The sequence below is a fragment of the Arthrobacter sp. NPDC080082 genome (assembly GCF_040686595.1).
GTDB lineage: Bacteria > Actinomycetota > Actinomycetes > Actinomycetales > Micrococcaceae > Arthrobacter.
Genome location: NZ_JBFBKQ010000001.1, coordinates 848,590 through 873,616 on the forward strand (window position 1 = coordinate 848,590; position 25,027 = coordinate 873,616).

Genomic DNA, 25,027 nt, shown 5'->3' on the forward strand with positions numbered 1-25,027 from the left:
GATACTCGGTCGGCCTACGGCGGACGGCCTCCCGTGACCGAACATGACGGGGCCGACGCGCGGGCGCGGGCCCCGGGGTGTTAGGTTTTTTGCAGAGTAATGAGAACCGGTGCCAAGCCCTGACTGGCCGGTCGGCAACCCTCCTTTTGCGGCGGGGTGCCTCAGGTGACTACTCGGCAATCGACCATTCGAGCTGCAAGCGTGAACGTAAGGAGTTTGTCGTGTCCGACGCGACCCCGCCCCCAGTCCCCGCCCCCGGAACCGGCACCCCGGCCAACCCTCCCGCGCAGGCCGCAGCGCCCGCGGAGCGGCTGGCCTACCGGCTGCTGACCGGCCCAGACGACCGCAGCTTCTGCGAGCGGATCTCGGCCGCCCTTGCCGAGGGGTATGTGCTGCACGGCAGCCCGGCCGCAACCTTCAATGGCACATCGGTGATCGTGGCGCAGGCACTGGTGCTGCCGGCCGCCGTCGCGGAGGCGGACGCCGCGGTGGCCCGCGCCGTCGACGGTCTGGAATCCGAAGGGCTGGAATCCGAAGGGCAGGCGGGGGCATGAGCTACGCCGGGGACCTGACCCCGCAGGCAACCTGGGAACGGCTGCAGTCCGGCGCGGTGCTGGTGGACGTCCGCACCCGGGCCGAGTGGGCCCAGATCGGCGTCCCGGTGACCGGCGGGGCGGCCGCGGAGCCGGTATTCATCGAGTGGACCCGGGCCGGCGGCGTGCCGAACGAGGACTTCCTGGACGAGCTCCGGCAGCGCGTCCCGGCCGACGCCGAACTGCTCTTCCTCTGCCGGTCCGGGGCCCGCTCCGTCGCGGCGGCAGGGGCTGCGACGGCGGCGGGATTCACCGTCTACAACGTGCTGGACGGCTTTGAGGGCCAGCCGGATGAGGCCGGCGTCCGCCGCGTCAACGGCTGGAAAAACGTGGGCCTGCCGACCGACGGGACCCGCACCGCATGAGTTTCAATCCCGAGGCCGCGGACTGGAACCCGGACACCCAGGCCGTCCGTGGCGGCCTGGACCGGACCGGCTTCCAGGAAACCACCGAGCCGATCTTCCTCAACTCCGGCTTCGTCTACGAATCCGCCGCCGCCGCGGAGCGGGCCTTCACCGGCGAGGACGAGCGGTTCGTCTACTCCCGCTACGGCAACCCCTCGGTGGCCACCTTCCAGGAGCGGCTCCGCCTGCTCGAGGGCACCGAGGCGTGCTTCGCGACGGCGTCGGGCATGTCCGCGGTGTTCACCGCTCTCGGCGCGCTGCTTGGGGCCGGTGACAGGGTGGTCGCCGCCCGGTCCCTGTTCGGATCCTGCTTCGTGATCCTGAACGAGATCCTGCCGCGCTGGGGCGTGGAGACCGTCTTCGTCGACGGCCCGGACCTCGACCAGTGGCGTGACGCGCTCTCGACGCCGGCCACCGCCGTGTTCTTCGAGTCGCCGTCGAACCCGATGCAGGAGATCGTGGACATCGCCGCCGTGAGCGGGCTGGCGCACGCCGCCGGCGCCACCGTGGTGGTGGACAACGTCTTCGCCACCCCGCTGCTGCAGCGCTGCACGGACTTCGGCGCGGACGTGGTGGTCTACTCCGGCACAAAGCACATCGACGGCCAGGGCCGGGTGCTGGGCGGCGCGATCCTGGGCAGCAAGGAGTTCATCGAGGGCCCGGTCCGGCAACTGATGCGCCACACCGGACCCGCGCTGTCCGCCTTCAACGCCTGGGTGCTGACCAAGGGCCTGGAAACCATGTCGTTGCGGGTCAACCACGCCTCCGCCTCGGCGCTGCGGCTGGCAGAGTGGCTCGAGGCGCAGCAGGCCGTGACTTGGGTGAAGTACCCGCTCCTGGCCTCCCACCCGCAGCACGAGCTGGCCGCCAAGCAAATGAAGTCCGGCGGGACCGTGCTGACCTTCGAACTGGCGTCCCCGGCCGGCCGGTCCGCCAAGGATGCCGCCTTCGGGCTGCTGGACGGGCTGCGGATCATCGACATCTCCAACAACCTGGGCGACTCGAAATCGCTGATCACGCACCCGGCCACCACCACGCACCGGGCCATGGGTCCGGAGGGGCGGGCCGCTATCGGGTTGAGCGACGGCGTGGTGCGTCTCTCCGTCGGACTGGAGGACGCGGAGGACCTGATCCGGGACCTTGGCCAGGCGCTGGCGCGGATCCAGTAATCCCCGGCGGCGGCGTGGAACGTACGGCCTAGAACCGGCGGACGGGTGCCAGTGCCGGCAGCGGACCGGTAGCGGTGCCGGCGTCGGGCACGTCCCCGCCGACCGTGGTCCGCACCGCCTCGCCGACGACGGCGCCGAGCCCGGCGCGGCGCTGCAGCTCCGCACCGGTGCCCTCCGCCAGGATCCTGGCCACCCCGGCGCGCACCACGCCGAGCTCGCCCTGATCCGCCAGGACCGGGGCGAGGTAGTCCACCAGGGCGTTCACCACCTCGGCCGCGGGGCGGGGCCGGAAGGTCCCGAAGTCCAGCAGCTCGGAGGACAGCCCGCAGTTGCTCGCCTGCCAGGCCGCCATCCTCAAGAGCACGGTCGGCACCGGCGCCGGGTCCACGCCGTCGTACCACTCGCGCGAGGCGGTCTCCACCAGCGCCCGCACCAGCACCGCCAGCAGCGCCGCGTCCTCCGCGCGCAGGCACACGTCCGCCACCCGGATCTCCACGGTGGGATGGTTCCGGGCCAGCCGCGCGTCGAAGTACACCATGCCCTCATCGAAGAGCACGCCGCTGTCCAGCAGCCGCGACACCACCCTGCGGTAGGCCGCATGGCTGCCGAAGACCATCGTCGGACCGGCAGCGGGCCAGCGGTTCCAGGCTTGGGTGCGGTAGCTCTCGAACCCCGTTTCCATCCCGTTCCAGTACGGGGAGTTGGCGCTGAGGGCGATCAGCACAGCCAGCTTGTCCCGGATCCGGTCCAGCACCGCCACCCCCTCCTCGGGCGAGTCGATGGCGGCGTGGACGTGCAGCCCGCAGGTGAGCTGCTCCTGGACGGTGAGGCCGAACCGCCGCTGCATCGTGGCGTAGCGCAGTTTGGGGGTGGTGTGGGTGGGTGCGGCCAGCGGCGAGGTGGCCAGTGCCGCGACCCGGGCGCCGTGCACCCGGGCGGCGTCGTCGGCGGTCCGGCGGGCCCGACGAATCTGCCGCAGCAGGGCGTCATGCTCCCGGCACGGCAGCGTCTGGGTTTCGATCTGTTCGAGCTTGAGCTCGAAACTGAAGCCGGAATGGCCCTCGCCGGTCTCCGGGCCCCGGACGAGCCCGCGCAGCATGGCGTCCGCGAGCGCCAGCGGCACCCCGCTGACGGGGTCCACGATCAGCAGTTCCTCTTCGACGCCGAAGGTGCGCATACCCCATTGTGCGCCGGGGGTCTTTAGTCCTGGAAGTACTCGATCTTCGCGCCGATGGTGTTCAGCCGCTCGGCCAGATCCTCGTACCCGCGCTCGATCACGTAGATGTTGCGCAGCTCGGACACGCCCCGGGCGGCCAGCATGGCCAGCAGCAGGCAGGCGGCAGGGCGGAGGGCCGGCGGGCACCCCACCTCGGCGGCGCGCCACTTGGTGGGGCCGTTGACGTAGATCCGGTGCGGGTCCAGCAGCTGCACCTGCGCGCCGAGCCGGTTCAGTTCGGTCAGGTAGATGGCGCGGTTCTCGTAGACCCAGTCGTGGATCATGGTCTGGCCCTGCGCGTTGGCGGCGATCACGGCGAAGAACGGCAGGTTGTCGATGTTCAGGCCCGGGAACGGCATGGGGTGGATCTTGTCCTCGGGCGCCTTCAGCTCGGAGGGCCGGGTAGTGACATCCACCAGCCGGGTCCGGCCGTTGCGCGCCACGTATTCGGCGGAGACCTCCAGCCGCTGGCCCATCTGCTCCAGGGTGGCCAGCTCGATCTCCATGAACTCGATCGGCACGCGGCGGATGGTGACCTCGGAGTTGGTCACGATGCCGGCCGTGATCAGGCTCATCGCCTCGATCGGGTCCTCGGAGGGGAAGTACTCGATGTCCACGTCCACCGCGGGCCGGCCGACAATCTTCAGCGTGGTGGTCCCGACGCCGTCGATCTCCACGCCCAGGCGCTGCAGGTAGAAGCAGAGGTCCTGGACCATGTAGTTGGGGCTGGCGTTGCGGATGACCGTGGTGCCGCGACGGTGGGCGGCAGCCATGATGGCGTTCTCGGTGACCGTGTCGCCCCGCTCGCTGAGGACGAAGGAGCGGTTCTCGCCGTCGGCGGGCGGCGCCTGGACGGTGTAGAAGCCGGAGGTGGCCTCCACGCGGAGGCCGAACTGGCGCAGCGCCTGCATGTGCGGCTCCACGGTCCGGGTGCCCAGGTCGCAGCCGCCGGCGTAGGGGAGCCGGTACTCGGCGGACTCGTCCAGCAGCGGGCCCAGCAGCATGATGACGCTGCGGGTGCGGCGGGCTGCGTCGACGTCCATGCCGTCGAGGTCCAGGACGGCGGGGCGGCGGATCTGCAGGTCGGTGGCGTTCAGCCAGGTGCACTCGACGCCGATGCTGGTCAGCACCTCGACGATCCGGTTGACCTCCTCGATCCGGGCCAGCCGGCGCAGTACCGTGGTGCCGCGGTTGATCAGGCTGGCGCAGAGCAGGGCGACGCCGGCATTCTTGCTGCTGTTGACGTCCACGGCGCCGGAGAGGGTGTGGCCGCCCTCCACGCGCAGGTGGGTCATCTGGGGCCGGCCCACCTTGACGATGGTGCGGCCGAAGATGGACTCCAGGCGCTGGATCATCTTCAGGCTCAGGTTCTGCTTGCCCTGTTCCATCCGGGCGACGGCGCTCTGGCTGGTGCCAAGCTCTGCGGCAAGTTTGCCCTGGGTCCAGCCCTTTTCGCCGCGTGCGTCCTTGAGGACCGTGCCGAGGTGTTCTGCAGTGGGAAGCGTCATACCCAAGAAATATCACACATGAGTTACCGACCGCCTCCGGATGCGCTTCAAAGCGCGTAACGTCACACCCCTAGTCGGATGGTGCGATAAATCGCGCTGGTCACTGCTGGCCGAGGAACACCATGTTCCAGGTCCCTGCGGCGACGGCGGCGGCTACTGCCGACCCGGCGATCACCACGCCGCCCAAGACCACCCACACATCCAACCCGGTGAAACGAGCCTGCCGGGCCCAGGTCCGCCGGGCACCGCCGAAGCCGCGCGCCTCCATGGTCACCGCCAGCCGCGACGCCCGCCGGACCGCCTGGACCAGCAGCCCGAAGCTTTGCCCCAGCATGGCCCTGAGCCGTTGCGCCGGGCTGCCGTGCGAGCCCACGCCGCGGGCCCGCCGGGCCATCCCGATGGTCTGCCATTCCTCCGCCATGAGTCCCACCAGCCGCATCGCCGCGAGGGTGCCCAGCACGAACCGGTGCGGCAGCTTCGCCTGCTGCGCGAGGGCGTCGGCCAGGTCCGTGGGGTCGGTGCAGCTCATCAGCAGCACGGCCGGCAGCGCGATCGCGAGGCCGCGCAGCAGGAAGCCGAGGCCCAGCTGGAGTGAGCCCTCGCTGATGGACCAGAGCCCCACGTCCAGCAGGATCCGGCCACGGTCCGGGGCGAGGATGGCGGTGCTCCAGCCGCCCAGGGCAGCGGCCAGGATCAGCGGCCAGCCGCGGCGCCAGAGCAGGGCGGGGGTGAGCCCGGCCAGCGGGAAGAGCAGCACCTCGAAGGCCAGCGCCACGGACGCGGAGACCCAGTCGATGGACAGGGCCAGCGCCACGGTGACCAGCACGACGCCGGAGAACTTGGCCAGCGGGTTGGCGCGGGCCAGCAGGGCGCGGTTTCCCTCCAGGGTCAGGGCTTCCCTCATGCCGCCACCCCCTGCAGCTTGAGCTCGTCGCCGCCGAGGACGTCACTGAATTCGGCGTCGTGGGTGACGGAGACGACGGCGGTGCCGGCGTCCAGGAGTTCGGAGAGGAAGGAGGCCAGCTCGGCCCAGGTGTTGGCGTCCTGGCCAAACGTGGGTTCGTCGAGGACCAGGACCTGCGGGTGGGCGGCCAGCACGGTAGCCACGGACAGGCGCCGCTTCTCGCCGCCGGAGAGGGTGTAGGGGTTGGCGTCCACCAGGTCCCGCAGCCGCAGCCGCTCCAGCAGTTCGTCCACCCGGTCCGCGCCGCGGCCCAGCTGCCGCGGCCCGAAGGTCAGTTCGTCCAGCACCCGGCCGGTCACGAACTGGTGTTCGGGTTCCTGGAAGACCGTGCCGATCCGCGGGATCAGCTGCTGCGCCTTCCAGGCATAGGGGTCGATGCCCGCGCCGGCGCTGAGGTCGGTGGTAGCGGACACGGTCCCGGCCACCGGGGCCAGCAGCCCGGCGAGGGTCAGGGCGAAGGTCGATTTCCCGGCGCCGTTGGGCCCGGTGATGGTGAGCGCGCGCCCCGCACGGACCTGCGCGGCGATACCCTCCTGCACCGGCACGGGCGGCACGGCGCGGAAGCGGGTCCGCAGGCCGCCCCGGCGGGGACGGTCGCGGGACACGGCCAGGGACTCTGCGGCCAGCAACAGCCGGCCCGCTTCGAAGCCGGGTTCCGGACCCTGCCCGGTGTCGCCGGCGCTCCGGGCGCGGGTGGCCGGCACGTGGCCCGGGACCCAGACCCCGGCGGCGATCAGCATCTCCCGCGCCTCGGCCAGCACCCGGTCCGGCGGCCCGTCCAGCAGTACGGCGGATTCGCCCGCGCTGCCGGGCTGCAGCACCACGATCCGGTCCACCAGGTCCTTCCACACGGAAACCCGGTGTTCCACCACCACCAGGGTGGCGCCGGTCCGGTCCAGGCAGCGGCCCACGGCGTCGCGGACCTCCAGCACACCGGCGGGGTCGAGGTTCGCGGTGGGTTCGTCCAGCAGCAGGAGCCCGGGCCGCATCGCGAGGATGCCGGCCAGGGCCAGCCGCTGCTTCTGCCCGCCGGAGAGGGCAGACGTCGGGTGGCCCAGGGGCAGGGATCCGAGCCCGACGTCGTCGAGCGCCTCCCCTACCCGGGCCCAGATCTCCGCGGGCGGGACGGCGAGGTTCTCCGCCCCGAACGCGACGTCGTCACCCACCCGGGAAAGCACCACCTGGGTCTCCGGGTCCTGCTGCACCAGCCCGGCGCGTCCGCGGCGGTCCCGGGGTGGGGCCCCGTCGATGAGCAGGCTGCCGGTCTCGTCGGCGTCGTCGGCGTCCGCGTCCGCGCCGCCGCCCTCGCCGAGCACCCCGGCCAGGGCGTGCAGCAGGGTCGACTTACCGGCGCCGGAAGGTCCCAGCAGCAGGACGCGTTCGCCCGGGCTGATGTCCAGGTCCAGTCCGCTGATGGCGGGCCGGGACCGTCCGGCGTGCCGCCAGCCCCAGCCGCGGGCGGTGACCGCGGCGGGGCGGACGTCGTCGGCGTTCATGCGCGCGGGTGTCAGGAGAAGACGGGTTCGGTGGCCGCCTTGCGGGAGGCGAAGGAGGCCAGCACCCCGGTCCGGGCCAGGCCGCGGGTGGCGATCCAAGCCAGGCCGCCGGCGATCACGGCACCGGAGATGGCGCAGAAGACGATGTAGGCGGCCTTGTCCCCGGCCTCGAAGGCGATGTTCCAGCCCCAGGGCAGGAAGCAGTCGTTCAGGCCGCAGAAGAGGCCCGCGCCGGCGCCGGCGAGCAGGGAGACCGGGAGGTTGAACTTGCTGTAGCGGAAGGCGGCGAAGACCAGCTCCGCGCCGAGGCCCTGCAGGATGCCCGAGATCAGCACGGTGGTGCCGTACTGGGAGCCCATGATCAGCTCGCCGGTGGCGGCGACGGCCTCGCAGAACAGCGCGGCGCCGGGCTTGCGGACCACCAGCATGCCGAGGACCGCGGGGATCATCCAGCCGCCGGCGTAGAGGCCGGTCAGGGGCGGGTAGACGGCGGTGAGCGGGACGGACACCACGTTGGAGCCCTGGTCCCAGGCCCAGAAGATGACGCCGCCGGCAATCGCGATCAGCGCCGCCAGGACAATGTCGACCACGCGCCAGCTCTTTTTGCCGGCCGCTGTGGTGCGGGGGGTGGAAATATCGGTCATGTCGTCCTCCTGAGGTACAGGAGGGGAGGGTATTCCGGCCACGGCGGCCGCTGCCGCGTGTTCCGGACACCCTGAGAACTCGACTCCCTTGCGCCGGTACTAACCGGATCAGGTTCGAGGGTCTGCGGCTGTCCGCACTCTCAGCGCCCACCTACGGTTCCCGGATTCCTCCGGAAGGGTCCGACGGCGGCGCTCCCCTGTCGTTATGAATGTCGCCCGTGTGGGCTGGCCCAGTTTACACCCGCGCCGCCGGGGCCCGCCTCCCCTCCCTGCCGAGCCGGATCAGCACGATCCCGGCCGCCACGAACCACGCCCACATCAGGAGGCCGTAGCCGCCGTAGAGCGCCGGGACGAGGTACCGCAGCGCCTCCGCGAGCAGCCCCAGGGCACCGGCGCCGATGCCCAGCCAGCCCACCGCCCGGGAGAGCCCTGCCCGCACCATGGCCACGGACATGAGGAGAATGCCCGCCGCGGAAAGCACCCCGGCGACGGCGGGTGTGTTGTTCTCGGCGATCACCGCCTCGGCGGCGGCGCTGATCCGCTGCCGCGCGGCGTCGTCGGCCGCCCCGGCGTACCGGTCGCTGAGGTAGACCAGCACCAGAGAGCCGCGGCTGGTAACCGGGATGGCGAGGATCAGCGCCCAGGACAGCCCGCCCACCAGGGCGCCGCCCAGCGCCAGGCCCCGTGCCAGTCCCTCTGCCGCCGGAGCGCACGCCAGGAACAGCGCAGCGAAGACGGGCACCGCCAGGATGTTCGGGACCGTCCAAAGCAGCTGCTCGGCGACGTAGACGGGCTTGTTGCGGGCGATGAACTCAAGCGTCGGCACGGCCCCGTCGACCGGCGGCGGCGCGATGAAGTCCAGCACAAGGGCCAGCACCAGCAGCACCACGAACGCGATCGAGCAGCAGCCGGCCGCCAGCTGGAACGGCGCCCAGGGTGCGCCCCGGTCTCTGTCCATGCCCGACGGTAGGCCGGGCGGCGCGCGGCGGACAGGGGCGTCCGCCCCGGACCGGTGTGCCAGTAGGCTAGGGGCAGTCCTGTTTCCACCCGCAAGGAGCACGAAATGAACATTGTCATCAAACTGCTCGGCACCGGCATCAGCCTGGTCGCCGGTCTCGTCGGCACCAAGCTCGTGGACACCGTCTGGGAGAAGACCACCGGCAACAAGCCGCCGAAGGGCCACGACGACGACGTCCCCACCACGCTGCGCCAGGCCCTGACCTTCGCGCTGATCTCGGCCTCGGTGAGCGCCGTCATCCAGGTCCTCGCCAACCGCGGCACGCAGCGGGCCATCACTCGCTTCGCCAAGACCCAGGACATCGTCTAGGCGCACCGCACCACCGGACTCCGACGGGGAGTCCCCCGGGCATCAGTCCCGGCGGGGCTCCCCGTCCTCGTTGAAGCCGCGTTCCCCGGCGGCCTGCTGCACCACCGCTTCGAGCTCATCCGCGCTCAGCAACTCCGGGTGGAGGTGCTTGGTGCGGTAGCCGGCGCGGCCCACCATGTGCGCGGAGACCGGGACGGTCAGCAGCTGGAAGATCCACGCGACCACCAGCACCGGCCACACCCACCAGGTGCGCATCTGCAGGCCCACGGCGCACAGCAGCAGGAACAGGCCCAGGACCTGCGGCTTGGTGGCGGCGTGCATCCGGCTCATCAGGTCCGGGAAGCGGAGCAGGCCGATCGCGGCGCCGAGGGACATCAGTGCACCCACCACCATGAACACGGCGGACACGGCGTCGATCACCGTATCCCCGGAGAAGGTCTCAGGATTCATGGGGGTGCCTCCTGCGGTCGGCTACGAAGCGGGCCACGGTCACGGACCCGACGAAGCCGATGATCGAGATCGCCACCAGCAGCATCAGGTTGTTCAGGTGCCGGTTGACGGCCATGTCGATGCACAGCGCGGCGCCCAGGATGGCCAGCAGCACGTCGGTGGCGAGCACGCGGTCCAGCAGCGAAGGCCCTCGGGCGATCCGGATGATGGCGCCGCCCGCCGCGAGGGACAGAATCACGGCGGTCACGGCCAGGACGATCGGCATCATGCGGCTGCCTCCTGTTTGAGGGCGGAAACTTCCTCCGGGGAGCCCATGATCCGGATCAGGCCGGCCTCAGTGTCCCGGACGTCCTTGCGGAGCCTGGCGGCGTCCTCGGCGTCGCGGACGTTGATGCCGTGGATATAGAGCGTGGACGTACCCCTGTCCACCTCCACGACCAGGGAGCCCGGAATCAGCGAGATGACGTGGCCGGTGGCGGTGACCAGGAGATCCGAGTGGCTGCGGAGCGGGACCGCGACGATGGCGCTGACCACCCGGGGCCCGCGCACCACGGCGAGGTAGAGCAGCTGGAAGCTCGCCGCGACCACCTTGCCGAGGAACACCAGGCCAAAGGGGACGGCGCGCAGCACGTTGAACCGTCCGCCCAATTCCACCGGCGGCAGGTAGAACAACCGGGCCACGAACACAGCGATCAGCGCCCCGAAGAGCAGGTTGCCGGCGCTGAAGTCCTGCCAGAGGGCGCCCCAGACAATCACCAGCCAGACCAGCAGCGGCAGTTCCTGGCGCAGCGAGATGCGTTTGCGGGTCATTTGCCGCCTCCCTGGGCCACGGGCTGCGGCGGGGCCGGGACCGTGACCTCGTCGCCGAGGACCGCGTGGATGTAGGAGGACCGGTCCAGCATCTCGGCCGCGGACTGGCCGGAGAGGCGGAACAGCGGCCCGGCGAACACGGTCAGGGCCACGCCGAGGATGACCAGCGCCAGAGTGGAACCGACCATGGTGCGCGGCAGCAGGCTCACCGTGTGGCGTGCGGAGGATGTCCCGGCCCCGCCGGTTCCCTGGGACTCACCGCCCGGGGCGGCGAGCAGCACCGGGTCCGGGTGCTCGGCGTCCTCGGGCTTGCGCCAGAAGGCACGGTTCCAGACACGGGCGATGGCCAGCAGGGTCAGGAGGCTGGTCAGGACGCCGCCGGCCACCAGCGCGTACGCCAGCGGGGTGCCGAGCAGGACGCCGGCCTGGAGCAGGCCCAGTTTGCCCAGGAAGCCGGAGAGCGGAGGGATCCCGGCGAGGTTCATGGCCGGGATGAAGAACAGCACGGCCAGCAGCGGGGAGAGCTTGGCCAGGCCCGCCACCCGGTCCACGGAGGAGCTGCCGGCGCGGCGTTCAATCAGCCCGGTGACCAGGAAGAGGCTGGTCTGGATGGTGATGTGGTGCGCCACGTAGAACACCGCGGCGCCCAGGCCGGCCACCGAGGACATCGCCAGCCCGAACACCATATAGCCGATGTGGCTGACCAGGGTGAAGGAGAGCAGACGTTTGATGTCGCTTTGCGCGAGCGCGCCCAGGATCCCCACCACCATGGTCAGCAGCGCCACCACCATCAGCGGGGAGTTGAAGGTGTCGCCGGGGAAGAGCAGCGTCTCGGTGCGGACGATCGCGTAGACGCCCACCTTGGTGAGCAGGCCGGCGAACACCGCCGTAACCGGGGCGGGGGCGGTCGGGTAGGAGTCGGGCAGCCAGAAGGAGAGCGGGAAGACGGCGGCCTTGATCCCGAACGCCACGAGCAGCAGCACGTGCAGCAGGTTCCGGGTTCCCTGGTCCAGGTCCCCCAGCTTCATGGCCAGGTCCGCCATGTTGATGGTGCCGGTGGCGCCGTAGATCATCGCGATGGCGATCAGGAACAGCACCGAGGAGACCACAGAAACCACCACGTAGGTCACGCCGGCGCGGATCCGGGGCCCGGTGCCGCCGAGGGTCATCAGCACGTAGCTGGCCGTCAGCAGGATCTCAAAGCCCACGTAGAGGTTGAACAAGTCTCCGGAGAGGAAGGCGTTGGACACCCCGGCCACCAGGATCAGGTAGGTGGGGTGGAAGATCGAGACCGGGGCGTCGCTGTCGCCGTCGGCCATGCCCTGCCCGGTCGCATAGACCAGCACGGCCAGGCTCACGGCGGAGGAGACCACCAGCATCAGCGAGGAGAACTGGTCCACCACCAGCACGATCCCCCACGGCGGCAGCCAGCCGCCGATGCTCACCGCCGCCGTGCCGCCCTCCCAGACGGAGGCCAGCAGCCAGCACTCGAGCAGCAGGGTCACGGAGAGCAGCGCGATGCTGACCGTCCGCTGCGCCCGGGAGTGCCGGATCAGCAGGAAGGTCAGGGCGGCGCCCAAGATGGGGAGGACGACGGCGAGCGGGGCAAAGCTGGCGATGTTCACTCGGACCCTCCTTCCTGGTTCGGGGCGGTGGTGCGGGAGCCGGGCCGTTCCTCTGCCGCGGCTTCGCTGGCCGGCATCTGGCGGGCGCCGGCCAGGATGGTCCCGCCGGCGTCGGGCTCGACGGCGGGCAACGGGAATTCGGAGGTTTCCTCGGGGATGACGGCGTCGTCCTCGGCGTCGAAGCTGGGCGTCTCGGCGACGCGGAGGTCCTCGGCGTCGTCCTGGATCTCGTCCTGCCGGGCCAGCACCCAGGTGCGGTAGATGATGCCGAGCATGAACGCGGTCACGGCGAAGGAAATCACGATCGAGGTCAGGATCAACGCCTGCGGCAGCGGGTCGCTGTAGGCGCCGGGATCGGTGTCCTTGGCGAACAGCGGGGCCAGGCCGGCGTAGCCGCCCGTGGTGAGGATGAGCAGGTTGGTGGCGTTCGCCAGCAGCATCAGGCCCAGCAGCACCCGGGTGAGGCTGCGCTCCAGGAGCAGGTAGATGCCGCAGGCGTACAGCACCCCCATCACGGTCAGCAGGGTCAGGTTGACGCTCATGCATTCCCCCCGGGGGTGGTTCCGGCGGCCGCGTCCGACTGCTCTTCGAAGTGTTCGTCGATTTCGGCGCCGAGGCTGCGGAGCACGTCCAGGGCCAGGCCGACGACGACGATGTAGACGCCGATGTCGAAGATGGTGGAGGTGACGAACTTGATGTCACCGAAGACCGGGAGCCAGAGTTGGACGATGGCGCTTTGGAAGACCTCGCCGCCCAGGAGCAGCGGCGCCACCCCGGACACGGCCGCCGTCGCCAGGCCGATACCCAGCAGCGCGCCGGCGCTCAGCGGCGCGGCCTCGCGCAGCTCGAACCGGCCGCCGGCCAGGTAGCGGATGGTCAGCGCCAGCCCGGCCATCAGGCCGCCGGCGAAGCCGCCGCCGGGCAGGTTGTGCCCGGCCAGCAGCAGGTAGATCGAGAAGACGATCATCGAGTGGAACACCAGGCGGGTCACCACCTCGAAGATGATGGAACGCCGCTCGGGGGCGAGGGTCCGGCCGGCCACCAGCCAGGCGTCCTTGGTGGACGCCGCGAACCGGCGGCTCAGGGCCAGCGCGGCGCCGTCGCGGCTGTGCGCGGGGGCGGCCAGGCGGCCCACCGTGCCCTCGACGACCGAGCCGGAGGACCGGATCCGGTCGCCACGGCCGCGGACGAAGATGAGGCTGGCGACGCCGGTGGCGGCAAGGGCCAGCACGGAGATCTCGCCGAAGGTGTCCCAGGCCCGGATGTCCACCAGGGTGACGTTGACGACGTTGAGCCCGCCGCCGCCGTCGTAGGCCAGCCGCGGGAAGTCCAGCGAGACCGGCGTGGCGACCCGGGCACCGAGGGCGTAGATCGCCACGAAGATCATGGTCAGGCCGAAGCCGGCGCCGATGATGATCCTGACCACGCGGTACCGGCCGCCGGTGCGGTCCCGGAGTTCGGCCGGGAGGCTGCGCATGGCCAGCACGAACGCCACCAGGATGATGGTTTCCACCAGCATCTGGGTCAGCGCGAGGTCCGGGGCGCCCTGCAGTGCGAACATCAGCGCGATGCCGTAGCCGGTGACGGAGACCATCAGGACGGCCAGGAACCGCTTGTTGGCGCGGACCGCGGCGAGGGCGCCGACCACGATGCCGGCTCCGGCCACCAGTTGCAGCGGGGACCCCGGGTCGATGACGTAGAGGTCCGCCGGGAGGGGCTTGCCCGCGAGCAGGATGGCGGTCAGCGGGAGCAGGAAGGCCACGCTGAGGATGACGGCCAGGTAGAAGTAGAGCGAACCGCGCTGGGTGCGGCCGGTGACCCACACGGCGGCGTCGTCGAGCGCGCCGATGGTCTGCTGGTAGGCGCGGTCGCCGTTGATCCAGCCCGGAACCAGCTCCTGGGCCTGGGCGACGGCGCCGCGGCCGTAGTACATCGCCAGTCCGAGGGCGAAGGTCACGGCGGTCAGGCCCAGCGCCGGCGTGATTCCGTGCCAGAGGGCGAGGTGCCCGGCGTCGTGGGCGTCCTCACCGGCGAACAGCGCGGCGTAGGGCTGGATCCAGCCGTCCACCGGCGCGGGCCACAGCCCGTAGGCCACCGTGAGGACGGCCAGCACTGCGGGCGCGGCCAGGAAGGCGGGCTTGATGGCCTTGAACCGGGTGACCGGGACGCCGTCCTTGACCGCGAACGCGCCCCAGAGGAAGCGCGCGCTGTAGGCGAAGGTCAGGATCGACCCGACGACGACGCCGGCCAGGACCACCACTCCCCAGGGCCCGGACCCGGCGTGGTGCACGAAGGCCTCGAAAACGGACTCCTTGGCCACAAACCCGGCCAGCGGGGGCACCCCGGCCATCGAGGCGGCGCCGATCACGGCCACGACGCCGAGCGCCCGGGAGGACCGGAACACACCGGAGAGCTTGCGGATGTCGCGGGTGCCGGCCTGATGGTCGATGATGCCGACCACAAGGAACAGGGTGGCCTTGAACAGCCCGTGGGCCAGCAGCAGGGCGATCCCGGCCAGGGCGGCGTCGGGCTGCCCGAGGCCCACCACCATGCTCAGGAAGCCGAGCTGGCTGACGGTGCCGTAGGCGAGGATGAGTTTGATGTCCGTCTGGCGCAGCGCCCGGTAGCCGCCCACCAGCATGGTGGCCAGGCCCAGGCCCAGCACCACCGGCAGCCAGGTGTCCGTCCCGGCGAACCCGGGCGCCAGCCGCGCCACGAGGTAGATGCCGGCCTTCACCATCGCCGCGGCGTGCAGGTACGCGCTGACCGGGGTGGGGGCCGCCATGGCGCCCGGCAGCCAGAAGTGGAAGGGCACCAGCGCCGACTTGGTGATGGCCCCTACCAGCACCAGCACGACGGCGGTGGCCACCGCCGGCGCGGCGGGGCCGGCCACCAGCTCCGGCGCCTGCTGCAGCAGGGCCGAGATCCGGTAGGTGCCGGCGAAGGATCCGAGCATGATCAGGCCCACCAGCATGGCCAGGCCGCCGGCGGTGGTGACGATCAGGGCCTGCAGCGCGGAGCGGCGGGCGGCCAGGCGGGTCCGGGCGTAGCCGATCAGCAGGTAGGACAGGACGGTGGTGAGCTCCCAGAAGATGAACATGAGGAGCAGGTCGTCCGCGGTGACCAGCCCGAACATCGCCCCGGCGAAGGCCAACAGCTGCGCCCCGAAGCCGCCCAGGTTGCTGTCCTTGTTCTTGAAGTACCGGGCGCAGTAGACCAGGACCAGCGCCCCGACGCCCAGGATCAAGAGGGACATCACCCAGGCCAGGGCATCCATCCGGAAGGCCAGCTCCAGGCCGAGGTCGGGAATCCAGGGGACCAGCAGGGCGGGGGCGTCCGGGGCCGCGTACACGGCGTCGTGCTGCAGGATCAGCCAGAGGAACGAGCCCGCGGGGACCGCCGCCAGTGCGTAGAACGCATTCCTGCCAACCCGGCGGAAGAGAAACGGCGCCACAAGAGCCACAGCGAAGTGCACGGCTAGGACTGTGATCACTGGTATCTCCGCAACGTCAGGAATTCGGTTATCAAAAAGTTGGAGCAGGCGGCGCATGTGGTTAGGTTCAGTCCGAACAGTTTACCAAGCGTGTACAAATTCTTTTCTGCCCGTTTCATCCCGGTCCGGGCGGCGGGGACGGCTAACATCAGGGCTATGAATTCCGCCACCGCTCCCGAGGCCGCACCGGCGTCCGAACTTGGTTCCGGACGCCAGCCCGCCGGGAGGGGACGCATCCTGGCCTGGGCCGCGTGGGACTGGGGCTCTGCCGCGTTCAACGCCGTGATGACGACCTTCGTCTTCACCGTGTACCTGACGTCCAAGGCCTTCGGCGGCGAGGACGAGGCCTCCGCGGTCCTCGGCACCGCCCTGGCCATCGCCGGCGCCGCCATCGCGGTGCTCGCCCCGGTCACCGGACAGCGGTCCGACGCCGGCGGCCGCCGCAAGCTCTGGCTGGGCGTGAACACCGCCGCCGTTGCGCTGCTCACCGGGCTGTGCTTCTTTGTCTTCCCGCGGCCGGAATTCCTGCTGCTGGGGGTCACCCTGATCGCCCTCGGCAATATCTTCTTCGAGTTCGCCGGCGTCAATTACAACGCCATGCTCGCCCAGATCTCGACGCCGGCCAACATCGGCAAAATCAGTGGCTTCGGCTGGGCCTCCGGCTACCTCGGCGGCATCGTGGCGCTGCTGATCGTCCTGCAGCTGTTCGTCCAGCCGAGCATCGAGTGGTTCGGCGCCTCCACCGAGGACAGCCTGAACATCCGACTGGTCGCCATCTTCTCGGCGCTTTGGCTGCTGGTCTTCGCCGTCCCGGTCTTGGTTGCCGTGCCCGAAGTGCCCATCGTCCGGCAGGACAGACTGGGCTTCTTCGCCTCCTATGGACTGCTGGCACGCCGGATCAAGGCCATCTACCGAACCAGCCCGCACACCATCTACTTCCTGCTGGCCAGCGCCATCTTCCGCGACGGCCTCGCCGCCGTGTTCACCTTCGGCGGGGTGATCGCCGCCGGCACCTTCGGCTTCGACCTCAAGCAGGTCATCTTTTTCGCCATCTTCGGCAACGTCGTCGCCGCTGTCGGCGCACTCGTGGGCGGACTACTCGACGACCGGGCCGGCCCCAAAGCGGTCATCATTGGCTCCCTGGCGGGCCTGCTGGTGGCTGGCACCGCGCTGCTGATCCTGGGCAACGGGACATATTCCTTCTTCGGCATATCCTGGTCCGGCAGCATGACCTTCTGGGTCTTCGGCCTGTTCCTCTGCCTCTTCGTAGGGCCCGCCCAGTCTTCCTCCCGCGCCTACCTGGCCCGGCTGGCCCCCACCGGAGAGACCGGTGAGCTGTTCGGGCTCTATGCCACCACCGGCAGGGCCGTGAGCTTCCTCGCCCCAGCCCTGTTCACCCTCTGCATCACCATCGCCACGCCCCTGGTGGCCCCGGGCCAGGCGCAGCGCTGGGGCATCGTCGGGATCATGGTTGTGCTGCTGGCCGGCCTGCTGGTGCTGCTGCCGGTCAAGGCCCCGGGCAAAACGGACATCGCCGTCGTGCCATCCCACTAGCCGCCCGCATCGGCTGCCATCTTCAACGCGCCCCAAAACCGGGTGCGGCCACTAGGCTGGTGGCATGAACGTGGATGAGACCGAACTTCCCGGACTGGGCCGGCGCAAGGATTTCATGACCGCCTCGGGGCGCCGGATCGGCGTCGTCGAATACCGCGAGGGGCAGACCGAGCTCATCGTCTCCACCTGGGACGACCCGGACACCTGCCAGGCCTCGATTCCCCTCACCGCAGACGAGGCAGCCGCCCTGGGCAACCTGCTCGGCGGGCAGCGGCTGGCCATGCAGCTCTCAGAAGCCCACCGCGAGGTTCCCGGCATTGTCACCCGCCAGTTCTCCATCGCGGCCGATTCGCCGTTCCAGAACCAGCCCATGGGCAAGGCCTGCATCCGGACCCGCAGCGGCGCCTCGATCGTGGCGATCATGCGCGAGGGCGAGGTGCTCCCCTCCCCCGGCCCCGACGTCGTGCTCCACCCCGGCGACCTGCTGGTGGCCGTCGGCACCCAGGAGGGCCTGGACACCGCGGCCTCCATCCTGCGCAACGGATAAGCCATGGATGCCCTCGCCGTGACCCTGATCGAGCTGGGGGCCGTCGTGTTCTGCCTCGGCCTGCTGGCGAGGCTGGCCGGGCGGATCGGCATGTCCCCCATCCCGCTGTACCTGGTCGGCGGCTTGTTCTTCGGCGCGGGCGGGCTGGTCAAGCTCGAGGGCATGCACGAGTTCGCGCACCTCTCCAGCGAGATCGGCGTCATCCTTCTCCTGCTCATGCTCGGCCTGGAATATACGGCTGCCGAGCTGGTTACCGGGCTGCGCCGGTCCTGGCAGGCCGGCGTGCTGGACCTGGTTCTGAACTTCGTCCCCGGGGCGGGTCTGGCGCTGCTGCTGCGCTGGGGCGTGGTGGGGGCCATGGTGATGGGCGGTGTGACCTACATTTCCTCCTCCGGGATCGCCGCGAAGGTGATCACGGACCTGGGCCGGATCGGCAACCGCGAGACGCCGGTGATCCTGTCCATCCTGGTCTTCGAGGACCTGGCCATGGCCGTGTACCTCCCCGTCCTGACGGCCACCCTGGCCGGGGTGAGCCTCCTGGTGGGCCTGCAGACCGTGGGGATCTCGCTCGCCGTCGTCACCCTGGTCCTGGTGGTGGCGCTGCGGCACGGGCACCACGTCTCCCGGGCCGTGCACAGCGAAAACTCCGAGGTTTTCCTGCTCAACCTCCTTGGCGCGGCGCTGTTGGTGGCCGGCCTGGCCGCGGCCATGCAGGTCTCCGCGGCGGTGGGCGCGTTCATGCTCGGCATCGCGATTTCCGGCGCGACGGCCCATAGCGCCACTCGGATCCTGGAGCCGCTGAGGGACCTGTTCGCCGCGATTTTCTTCGTGGTCTTTGGCTTGAACACGGACCCCCGGTCCATCCCGCCGGTGCTGGGCTGGGCGCTGGTCCTGGCGGTCCTCACCGCGGCCACCAAGATGCTGACGGGCATTTGGGCGGCCAAGCGGGCCGGCATCGCGATCCCCGGCCGGTTCCGTGCCGGGGCGGCCCTGATTGCCCGCGGCGAATTCTCCATCGTGATCGCGGGCCTGGCGGTGGCCTCCGGCGCGGTGCCCCGGGAGCTCGCGGCGCTGGCCACCGCCTATGTCTTGATCATGGCAGTGATGGGTCCGCTCGCGGCCAAGTTCATCGAGCCCGTGGTCCGGGCGGTCCGGCGGCCGGCCCGGCGCGCGGTGCAGCGGGCGCGGCCGGTCAACTGACAGCCCGTGCAAGCGCCCCAGCGCACCGCCCGCCGGCTAGGACGTGATCTCGGTGCGGTGGAAGTTCAGGTGGCTGCGGCTGGCGGTGGGGCCGCGCTGGCCCTGGTACCGGTTGCCGTACTCGCCGGAGCCGTAGGGGTGCTCGGCGGCGGAGCTGAGCCGGAAGAAGCACAGCTGGCCGATCTTCATGCCGGGCCAGAGCTTGATCGGCAGGGTGGCCATGTTGGACAGTTCCAGCGTGACGTGGCCGGAGAAGCCGGGATCGATGAAGCCCGCCGTCGAGTGCGTCAGCAGCCCCAGCCGGCCCAGGGAGGACTTGCCCTCCAGCCGGGCCGCAATGTCGTCGGGCAGGGTGACCGTCTCGTAGGTGGAGCCCAGGACGAACTCGCCGGGGTGCAGGATGAACGGCTCGTCGGCGTCGACCTCCACCAGACGGGTCAGCTCCGGCTGGTCCACGGCGGGGTCGATGTGCGCGTACTTGTGGTTGTCGAAGAGGCGGAAGAAGCGGTCGATCCGCACGTCCACCGATGAGGGCTGGACCATGGCGGGGTCGAACGGTTCCAGCACAATCCGCTGGGAGTCAATTTCGGTACGAATGTCGCGGTCAGAGATCAGCACAGGATCAAAAGTACCGCAGGTTCCCGGCTCCCCCGCGTCCGTGCCGGCGGCTCCGTCACAGAGGGTCCGGCGGCGGCACTCAGGCCGCGGCCTGCTCCGCTTCCAGCAGCATCTTCAGCTGCTCGAGCTGCACCACCTGGGCCTGCATGGCGCGCCGCATCTTGGCCGAGAGCAAGAACGAGGCCACGCCGGGCCGGTACCGCAAGGCAAAGCGGACGTGGGTGCTGCCGCCGTGGGTGCTCAGATAATAGCCGCAGTGGACCCGGGCACGGCCGGAAATGACCTGGAACTGAATCTCCGCGCCGGGGCGGGCGGCCGTAAGCTCGAAGTCCCCGGCCGCCGGGGGAAAACTGCCGGCGGTAAGCGCCGGCCGGTACACCGAGCCGGGGGCACCCACCGCGCCGGAGACCAGCGCGACACTCTCGATCCCCTCGCGCCAGTACGGCAGGTTCCGGGGGTCCAGAAGGAAGGCGTAGATGCCCATGGCGTCGTACTGGATGACGACGTCGTGCTCTGCATACGCCACGGAAGTTCCCTCAAGGTCGGACTAATGGTGCTCGTAGCCCGCTTCCCCCTCAGACCGCAGCTAACCCCACCACGGTATCCAGCGGCCGGGGCTGCCGCATCGTCACCGGCCCGTCTTTACCGAAGAGTTATGCAGCCGGTACCGGGCGTTGATGTTCGGGGAACTCCCGCGCCTGGGGTAAGGTGAATCTCGTTGTTCCGCAGGACACAGCCGAGGGTTATTGGCCGGTCCCTGCGCGGCTGTAGCTCAATGGTAGAGCGCTAGCTTCCCAAGCTTGATACGCGGGTTCGATTCCCGTCAGCCGCTCCATTTCCCCCTCCTCCGCCCTCCCGCCGTCACGAAGCGACGCGGCCCATTAGGCGGCTACCTGTATCGTTCGAAGTCTGGAACCTATTCGGTTCCGCTACAGGAGCGAACATGGCTGACAAATCCCCCCGTCAAGCAGCATCCAAGAAATCCACCAAGTCCATCAAGGAAAAGCGCGCCGATAAGAGGGCCGCCGCCGCGCCGCCCAGCTCCCTGGACAAAGGCACCCCCGTCAAGGCCGCGGGCGCCAAGAAAAAGTGATTGAGTCATCGAAACGACTCACCCTCGGTGTCCTTGCCAGCACGCGCAAGCAGGACGAACGCCGACTCCCCGTCCATCCGGGCCATTTTGAGCGCATCGCTCCGGAACTCCGCGAGCACATGATCGTCGAGGCCGGATACGGCAGCCGGTTCGGCATGACGGATGACAGGTTGGCGGAGCTGGTGGGCCGGGTCGCCCCGCGCCCGGAGGTACTGGACGCGGCCGACGTCGTCCTGCTGCCGAAGCCCCAGCCCGAGGATCTGGCCGAGCTCCGGGATGGACAGGTCCTCTGGGGCTGGCCGCACTGCGTCCAGGAGCCGGCGATCACCCAGCTGGCGATCGACAAGAAGCTCACGCTGATCGCCTTCGAGGCCATGAACCACTGGGCCAGCGACGGCGGTTTCGGCCTCCACGTCTTCCACAAGAACAACGAGCTGGCAGGCCACTGCTCGGTGCTGCACGCACTGTCCCTGACCGGATCCACCGGGGACTACGGCCGGCGGCTGAGCGCCGTCGTCATCGGTTTCGGGGCCACCGCGCGCGGCGCCGTGACGGCCCTCAACGCCCATGGCATCCATGACGTGCAGGTGCTGACCAACCGCGGAGTCGCCGCGGTGGGTTCCCCCATCCACTCCGTGCGGATCGCCCAGTTCGACCACGACACGGAGGCGCCCTTCCTCAGTGAGGTCATCACCGAACGGGGCCGGGTGCCGCTGGCCCCGTTCCTGGCGGAAAGCGACATTGTGGTCAACTGCACCCTGCAGGATCCGACAGCACCGCTGACGTACCTGCGCACCGGGGACCTGGCCGCGTTCCGGCCCGGCAGCCTGATCATCGACGTTTCCTGCGACGAGGGCATGGGCTTCAGCTGGGCGAGGACCACCACGTTTGCCGAGCCGATGTTCACGGTCGGCACCAGCATCGACTACTACGCCGTGGACCACAGCCCGTCGTACCTCTGGAACTCCGCCAGCTGGGAAATCAGCGAGGCTTTGCTTCCGTTCCTGGCCACGGTGCTGTCCGGTCCGGAGGCGTGGGACGGTGATGAGACCATCCGCCGCGCCATCGAAATCCGCGACGGCGTGGTGTTGAATCCGGATGTCCTGGTGTTCCAGCACCGGCAGCCGGACTATCCCCACCTGGCCACGGCCGGCTAGCTGTCGCGCGCCGGTTCCCGATCACCGCGCACTTTTCGGACAGCCGCTACGCCGATCCGCGGAGCGGCTGTCCTTTTCCGGCGCGGAAACCTACGCCCGGACAATCCGCAGCAGCCGCCGCCGGTGCCGGAGGTCCACCCGGAGCATCAGCTGCCCCCGCCGGGCCAGCAGCACCGCCACCGACGCCGCAGCCAGTGCCGGGACCCCGCCGGAGATGAGGATCGCGGTGTGCGGGTCGACGTGCTCGGCCAGCCACCCCATCAGCGGCCCGCCGATCGCCTGCCCGCCGATCAGCACCATGATGTACAGGCTCATCACCCGTCCGCGGATCCCCATGTTGGCGCTGACCTGCACCAGCTGGTTGGCGGCGGTGAGGAACATCAGGCACCAGAATCCGGCCAGCACCATCGCCGCGCCGAACCAGACCATCGAGGGTGCAGCCGCACCGAGGCAGAGCATCAGCCCGTACATGCCGGCCCCAAGCATGACCGAGCGCAGCCGCAACTCGCGCCGCCGGGCCGAGGTGATGGCCCCGGCCAGTGCGCCGAGCGCCACCAAGGCGTTGAGCAGACCGTACCCGCCGGCGCCGACGTCGTATACGTGGTCCGCGAAGGCGGCCAGCAGCACCGGCAGGCTCATGGCGAAGACGGACACGAACCCGGCCATCAGCCAGGGCCAGTAGATCGTGGGCTTGGCGAGGGCGTAGCGGAGACCCTCCTTGAGCATGCCCTTGCGCTTGGCGGCGGGCGGCGTGGTGTGCAGTTCGTCCTTGCGCAGCACCAGCAGCATGGTCACGGTGGAGCAGCATGCGACGGCGTTGCCCGCGAAGGCCCATCCCGCCCCCACCGCGCCGAGCAGGATCCCGGCGACGGCCGGCCCGATCAGGCCGCCCAGCTGGAAGATCGTGGAGTTCAGGCTGATGGCGTTCCGGAGGTACACCGGCCCCACCAGTTCGTTGACGAACACCTGACGTGCGGGCTGGTCCAGCACGGTGACCAGGCCCAGCGCCAGGGCAATCGCGTAAACATGCCAGACCTCGATCCGGCCCGTCAGCGCCAGGACGGCGAGCGCCGCGGCGAGGACGGCCGCCACCGACTGGCACAGCATCAGGATCCGGCGTTTGGCGAAGCGGTCAGCCATCATGCCGGCCCACGGCCCGAGGAAGAGCGAGGGCAGGAACTGCAGGGCCACGGTCACCCCGACGGCCGTGACCGAACCCGAAAGCTGCAGCACCAGCCAGTCCTGGGCGATCCGCTGCATCCACAGGGCGATCACCGCGATGAAATGCCCGGCCGCGAAAATGCGGTAGTTCCGGACCGTGAGCGAGACGAAGGTGTGCCGCCAGGGCAGCCGTTCGCTGACGACGGCGAGCGGCTCGGTCACGGGCGGCGACGGCGGCAGGGCCGGCACGTCGGCGGCGGGCGACGACGGTGGCAGCGCCGCCGGCGCGGGCCGGCGGGTAGGGGTCTGGTCTGGGTCGGCGGCCTGGAACGGCGGTGGGGGTGCCACGGAAAAGTCCTCGTGAGAGTGGGCCTGCGGGGGTCGGTTTAACGCTAGGCTGGCCGCAATCGATTATGGAAGGTTATTGGATGCATAACTCCCATCACGAAATGCAATGCACCCCCCTGGCCGTCGGCGGGTCCGGGACTCGCGCCCGTGTTTGAGCCCGCCCAGCTCCGGTCCTTCCTGGCCGTCGCCGAGACGCTGAGCTTCACCCGTGCGGCGGAACGGCTGGGGCTTGCCCAGCCCACCATCAGCCAGCACGTTCGGAAGCTGGAGGCCGCCGCCGGCCGGACCCTGATCGCCCGGGACACCCGGGACGTGCGCCTGACGGACAACGGCGACGCCATGGCCGGGTTCGCCCGGAGCATCCTCTCCGCCCACGACTCGGCGGCCCGGTACTTTTCCGGCTCGGCGATGCGCGGCCGCCTGCGGTTCGGCACCGCCGACGACTTGGCCATCACGGGACTGCCCCGGATCCTGCGGGAGTTCCGGCAGGTCTACCCGCAGATCAACCTGGAACTGACGGTCGGCCAGAGCGACCAGCTGTACAAACGCCTCAACGCCGGGCAGCTGGACCTGGTGTTCGTGAAGTGGGTGGCAGGGGCCAAGGACGGCACGGTGGTGCAGCAGGACTCCTTCGCCTGGGTGGGCCTGGAGCAGACCGCCCTGGCGCCCGGACACCCGGTGCCGCTGATCGCCTACCCCGCCCCCAGCCTCAGCAGGAAGCTGGCGATCGACGCCCTGGAGGCCTCCGGCCGCACCTGGCGGATCACCTGCACCACGCGGCAGATCAGCGGGGTGCTGGCGGCGGTGCGGGCGGGTATCGGCGTCGCCGTGATGCCGTCGTCGCTGGTTCCGGACGATCTGAAGATCATCACCCGGCGCTTCGACCTGCCGCCGGTGGGCGACGTCGACTTCACGTTGATCCGGAATCCGCTGGCAAACACGGAAGTCATCGAGGCGTTGACCCAGACCATCACGGGCCGCGCGCTGCACCGTCCGGCGTAGGGAATACCCGGCCTTACCTGCCCTTTCGGGGCGCACTACCTGCCGGCGGCCGGGACGCCCGGGCGGGGATACGCAACCATTGAACCCGCCGGATACTTGCCCTATCCTGACACTACTTGCAGGTCAAGCAGAGGCCAGCCACCCCGCTCAGTCAAGAGAGCACAGACTACGGACGCTTCCTGCCGTCGCTGCCGGTATTCCCGGCCCTCCGTGGCACCCAGCGTTCGGGATAGGCCAGCAATGACGCCAGCCATGAATACTCCCCACGCCTCGATGCGGCCGGCCCCGCGCCGGCTCGGCCCCCGCACCCCGGCACGCCCGCCGGCTGCGGCCGCGGCACGGCTGGAGGGACTCACCCACCCGGCCCTCGGGCGACTCGATCCGCACCCCGCACCGGCACGCGCAGACGGCGACTATGTGGGCATTCCGTTCTGCGAACGCTGCGGCACCGACGAGTTCGTCTACCTGGAGTCGTTCGTTCCGCCCCGGCACCACCGCGACGGCTCCGTCAGCCAGCTCGGCGAGGTGACCTACTTCTGCTCCGGCTGCGAGGACTTCTCCGCCCATGCCGTTCCCGCGTCCTGGGCACCGCCCGGCTGGTACCTCGGCTAAGCCCGGGCTAAACCACAAAGGGGCGGCGCGGGAACC

26 protein-coding genes, 1 tRNA gene and 2 riboswitches are annotated in these 25,027 nt (G+C 70.1%); of the genes, 12 read left to right on the forward strand and 15 right to left on the reverse strand.

Going from position 1 to position 25,027, the window contains the following annotated elements; genetic code table 11:
• Nucleotides 1-95: 95 nt before the first annotated feature.
• Nucleotides 96-208, forward strand: a riboswitch (SAM riboswitch).
• 103 nt (nt 209-311) lie between these two features.
• The 3 genes from AB0O44_RS04015 to AB0O44_RS04025 are packed head-to-tail and all read left to right on the forward strand — an operon-like array spanning nt 312 to nt 2,166.
• The gene (locus AB0O44_RS04015; RefSeq protein ID WP_364134697.1) at nt 312-554 is read left to right on the forward strand and encodes a DUF1737 domain-containing protein; all 243 of its coding nucleotides are present in this window, start codon (nt 312-314) and stop codon (nt 552-554) included.
• A complete protein-coding gene (locus AB0O44_RS04020) occupies nt 551-958 on the forward strand; it encodes a rhodanese-like domain-containing protein (RefSeq protein WP_364134497.1) in 408 nt (135 codons plus the stop codon). Before AB0O44_RS04015 ends, AB0O44_RS04020 begins: the two co-directional genes overlap by 4 nt.
• Complete coding sequence (locus tag AB0O44_RS04025) at nt 955-2,166, forward strand: O-succinylhomoserine sulfhydrylase (RefSeq protein ID WP_364134500.1); 1,212 nt, start codon at nt 955-957, stop codon at nt 2,164-2,166. Before AB0O44_RS04020 ends, AB0O44_RS04025 begins: the two co-directional genes overlap by 4 nt.
• Nucleotides 2,167-2,194: 28 nt before the next feature.
• Here AB0O44_RS04025 and AB0O44_RS04030 read toward each other — a convergent pair whose 3' ends face one another.
• From AB0O44_RS04030 to AB0O44_RS04055, 6 genes are all read right to left on the reverse strand, one after another.
• Nucleotides 2,195-3,343, reverse strand: a complete 1,149-nt coding sequence (locus AB0O44_RS04030) for a glutamate--cysteine ligase (protein ID WP_364134503.1) — start codon at nt 3,341-3,343, stop codon at nt 2,195-2,197.
• Between the two features lie 23 nt (nt 3,344-3,366).
• Entirely contained in the window at nt 3,367-4,890 is a 1,524-nt protein-coding gene (locus AB0O44_RS04035; protein ID WP_364134506.1) for a UDP-N-acetylglucosamine 1-carboxyvinyltransferase, read from the reverse strand.
• A 100-nt stretch (nt 4,891-4,990) separates the two neighbouring features.
• The gene (locus tag AB0O44_RS04040; protein ID WP_364134509.1) at nt 4,991-5,794 is read right to left on the reverse strand and encodes an energy-coupling factor transporter transmembrane component T; all 804 of its coding nucleotides are present in this window, start codon (nt 5,792-5,794) and stop codon (nt 4,991-4,993) included.
• Nucleotides 5,791-7,350, reverse strand: a complete 1,560-nt coding sequence (locus tag AB0O44_RS04045) for an ABC transporter ATP-binding protein (protein WP_364134512.1) — start codon at nt 7,348-7,350, stop codon at nt 5,791-5,793. Before AB0O44_RS04045 ends, AB0O44_RS04040 begins: the two co-directional genes overlap by 4 nt.
• Before the next feature lie 11 nt (nt 7,351-7,361).
• On the reverse strand, nt 7,362-7,994 hold the full coding sequence (locus tag AB0O44_RS04050) for an ECF transporter S component (RefSeq protein WP_290256417.1): 633 nt from the start codon (nt 7,992-7,994) through the stop codon (nt 7,362-7,364).
• Between the two features lie 67 nt (nt 7,995-8,061).
• Nucleotides 8,062-8,203: riboswitch (TPP riboswitch) on the reverse strand.
• 26 nt (nt 8,204-8,229) lie between these two features.
• Nucleotides 8,230-8,952, reverse strand: coding sequence for a hypothetical protein (locus AB0O44_RS04055; RefSeq protein WP_364134515.1), 723 nt, complete (start codon nt 8,950-8,952; stop codon nt 8,230-8,232).
• 105 nt (nt 8,953-9,057) lie between these two features.
• On the opposite strand from AB0O44_RS04055, the gene AB0O44_RS04060 reads away from it, so the two are divergent.
• The gene (locus tag AB0O44_RS04060) at nt 9,058-9,321 is read left to right on the forward strand and encodes a DUF4235 domain-containing protein (protein WP_290256419.1); all 264 of its coding nucleotides are present in this window, start codon (nt 9,058-9,060) and stop codon (nt 9,319-9,321) included.
• Between the two features lie 42 nt (nt 9,322-9,363).
• Here AB0O44_RS04060 and mnhG read toward each other — a convergent pair whose 3' ends face one another.
• Genes mnhG through AB0O44_RS04090 form a run of 6 tightly spaced genes read right to left on the reverse strand, consistent with a single transcriptional unit; the run spans nt 9,364 to nt 15,699 of the window.
• On the reverse strand, nt 9,364-9,771 hold the full coding sequence (mnhG, locus tag AB0O44_RS04065; protein WP_364134518.1) for a monovalent cation/H(+) antiporter subunit G: 408 nt from the start codon (nt 9,769-9,771) through the stop codon (nt 9,364-9,366).
• Nucleotides 9,761-10,039, reverse strand: a complete 279-nt coding sequence (locus AB0O44_RS04070) for a monovalent cation/H+ antiporter complex subunit F (RefSeq protein ID WP_290256421.1) — start codon at nt 10,037-10,039, stop codon at nt 9,761-9,763. Before AB0O44_RS04070 ends, mnhG begins: the two co-directional genes overlap by 11 nt.
• Entirely contained in the window at nt 10,036-10,581 is a 546-nt protein-coding gene (locus AB0O44_RS04075) for a Na+/H+ antiporter subunit E (RefSeq protein ID WP_290256422.1), read from the reverse strand. The genes AB0O44_RS04070 and AB0O44_RS04075 overlap by 4 nt, the downstream gene beginning before the upstream one ends.
• Entirely contained in the window at nt 10,578-12,206 is a 1,629-nt protein-coding gene (locus AB0O44_RS04080) for a Na+/H+ antiporter subunit D (protein ID WP_364134523.1), read from the reverse strand. The genes AB0O44_RS04075 and AB0O44_RS04080 overlap by 4 nt, the downstream gene beginning before the upstream one ends.
• Nucleotides 12,203-12,748, reverse strand: a complete 546-nt coding sequence (locus tag AB0O44_RS04085) for a Na(+)/H(+) antiporter subunit C (protein WP_364134526.1) — start codon at nt 12,746-12,748, stop codon at nt 12,203-12,205. The genes AB0O44_RS04080 and AB0O44_RS04085 overlap by 4 nt, the downstream gene beginning before the upstream one ends.
• A complete protein-coding gene (locus AB0O44_RS04090; RefSeq protein ID WP_364134529.1) occupies nt 12,745-15,699 on the reverse strand; it encodes a Na+/H+ antiporter subunit A in 2,955 nt (984 codons plus the stop codon). The genes AB0O44_RS04085 and AB0O44_RS04090 overlap by 4 nt, the downstream gene beginning before the upstream one ends.
• Nucleotides 15,700-15,855: 156 nt before the next feature.
• On the opposite strand from AB0O44_RS04090, the gene AB0O44_RS04095 reads away from it, so the two are divergent.
• The 3 genes from AB0O44_RS04095 to AB0O44_RS04105 all read left to right on the forward strand — a co-directional run bounded on the left by AB0O44_RS04095 (nt 15,856) and on the right by AB0O44_RS04105 (nt 19,000).
• Nucleotides 15,856-17,253 carry an MFS transporter gene (locus AB0O44_RS04095; protein ID WP_364134532.1) on the forward strand — a complete coding sequence of 466 codons (1,398 nt, stop codon included), beginning with the start codon at nt 15,856-15,858 and terminating at the stop codon, nt 17,251-17,253.
• A gap of 64 nt (nt 17,254-17,317) precedes the next feature.
• Nucleotides 17,318-17,800: a cation:proton antiporter regulatory subunit gene (locus AB0O44_RS04100; protein WP_290256427.1), complete on the forward strand. Its 483-nt coding sequence runs from the start codon at nt 17,318-17,320 to the stop codon at nt 17,798-17,800.
• Nucleotides 17,801-17,803: 3 nt separating this feature from the next.
• Nucleotides 17,804-19,000 carry a cation:proton antiporter gene (locus AB0O44_RS04105; RefSeq protein WP_364134536.1) on the forward strand — a complete coding sequence of 399 codons (1,197 nt, stop codon included), beginning with the start codon at nt 17,804-17,806 and terminating at the stop codon, nt 18,998-19,000.
• A 36-nt stretch (nt 19,001-19,036) separates the two neighbouring features.
• Here AB0O44_RS04105 and dcd read toward each other — a convergent pair whose 3' ends face one another.
• On the reverse strand, nt 19,037-19,618 hold the full coding sequence (gene dcd / locus AB0O44_RS04110) for a dCTP deaminase (protein WP_364134539.1): 582 nt from the start codon (nt 19,616-19,618) through the stop codon (nt 19,037-19,039).
• 79 nt (nt 19,619-19,697) lie between these two features.
• The gene (locus tag AB0O44_RS04115) at nt 19,698-20,144 is read right to left on the reverse strand and encodes an SRPBCC family protein (RefSeq protein ID WP_364134542.1); all 447 of its coding nucleotides are present in this window, start codon (nt 20,142-20,144) and stop codon (nt 19,698-19,700) included.
• 235 nt (nt 20,145-20,379) lie between these two features.
• On the opposite strand from AB0O44_RS04115, the gene AB0O44_RS04120 reads away from it, so the two are divergent.
• The 3 genes from AB0O44_RS04120 to AB0O44_RS04130 all read left to right on the forward strand — a co-directional run bounded on the left by AB0O44_RS04120 (nt 20,380) and on the right by AB0O44_RS04130 (nt 21,868).
• A tRNA-Gly gene (locus AB0O44_RS04120) sits at nt 20,380-20,453 on the forward strand.
• 108 nt (nt 20,454-20,561) lie between these two features.
• Nucleotides 20,562-20,711 carry a hypothetical protein gene (locus AB0O44_RS04125; protein ID WP_290256431.1) on the forward strand — a complete coding sequence of 50 codons (150 nt, stop codon included), beginning with the start codon at nt 20,562-20,564 and terminating at the stop codon, nt 20,709-20,711.
• Complete coding sequence (locus tag AB0O44_RS04130; protein WP_364134545.1) at nt 20,708-21,868, forward strand: N(5)-(carboxyethyl)ornithine synthase; 1,161 nt, start codon at nt 20,708-20,710, stop codon at nt 21,866-21,868. Before AB0O44_RS04125 ends, AB0O44_RS04130 begins: the two co-directional genes overlap by 4 nt.
• 90 nt (nt 21,869-21,958) lie before the next feature.
• Here the strand turns inward: AB0O44_RS04130 and AB0O44_RS04135 are convergent, their stop codons facing one another.
• The gene (locus AB0O44_RS04135; protein ID WP_364134700.1) at nt 21,959-23,305 is read right to left on the reverse strand and encodes an MFS transporter; all 1,347 of its coding nucleotides are present in this window, start codon (nt 23,303-23,305) and stop codon (nt 21,959-21,961) included.
• Nucleotides 23,306-23,524: 219 nt separating this feature from the next.
• Here AB0O44_RS04135 and AB0O44_RS04140 point away from each other — a divergent pair, with 219 nt between their 5' ends.
• Nucleotides 23,525-24,379, forward strand: a complete 855-nt coding sequence (locus AB0O44_RS04140; RefSeq protein ID WP_364134548.1) for a LysR substrate-binding domain-containing protein — start codon at nt 23,525-23,527, stop codon at nt 24,377-24,379.
• A 252-nt stretch (nt 24,380-24,631) separates the two neighbouring features.
• Complete coding sequence (locus tag AB0O44_RS04145; RefSeq protein WP_364134551.1) at nt 24,632-24,991, forward strand: hypothetical protein; 360 nt, start codon at nt 24,632-24,634, stop codon at nt 24,989-24,991.
• The last annotated feature ends 36 nt before the right edge of the window (nt 24,992-25,027 follow it).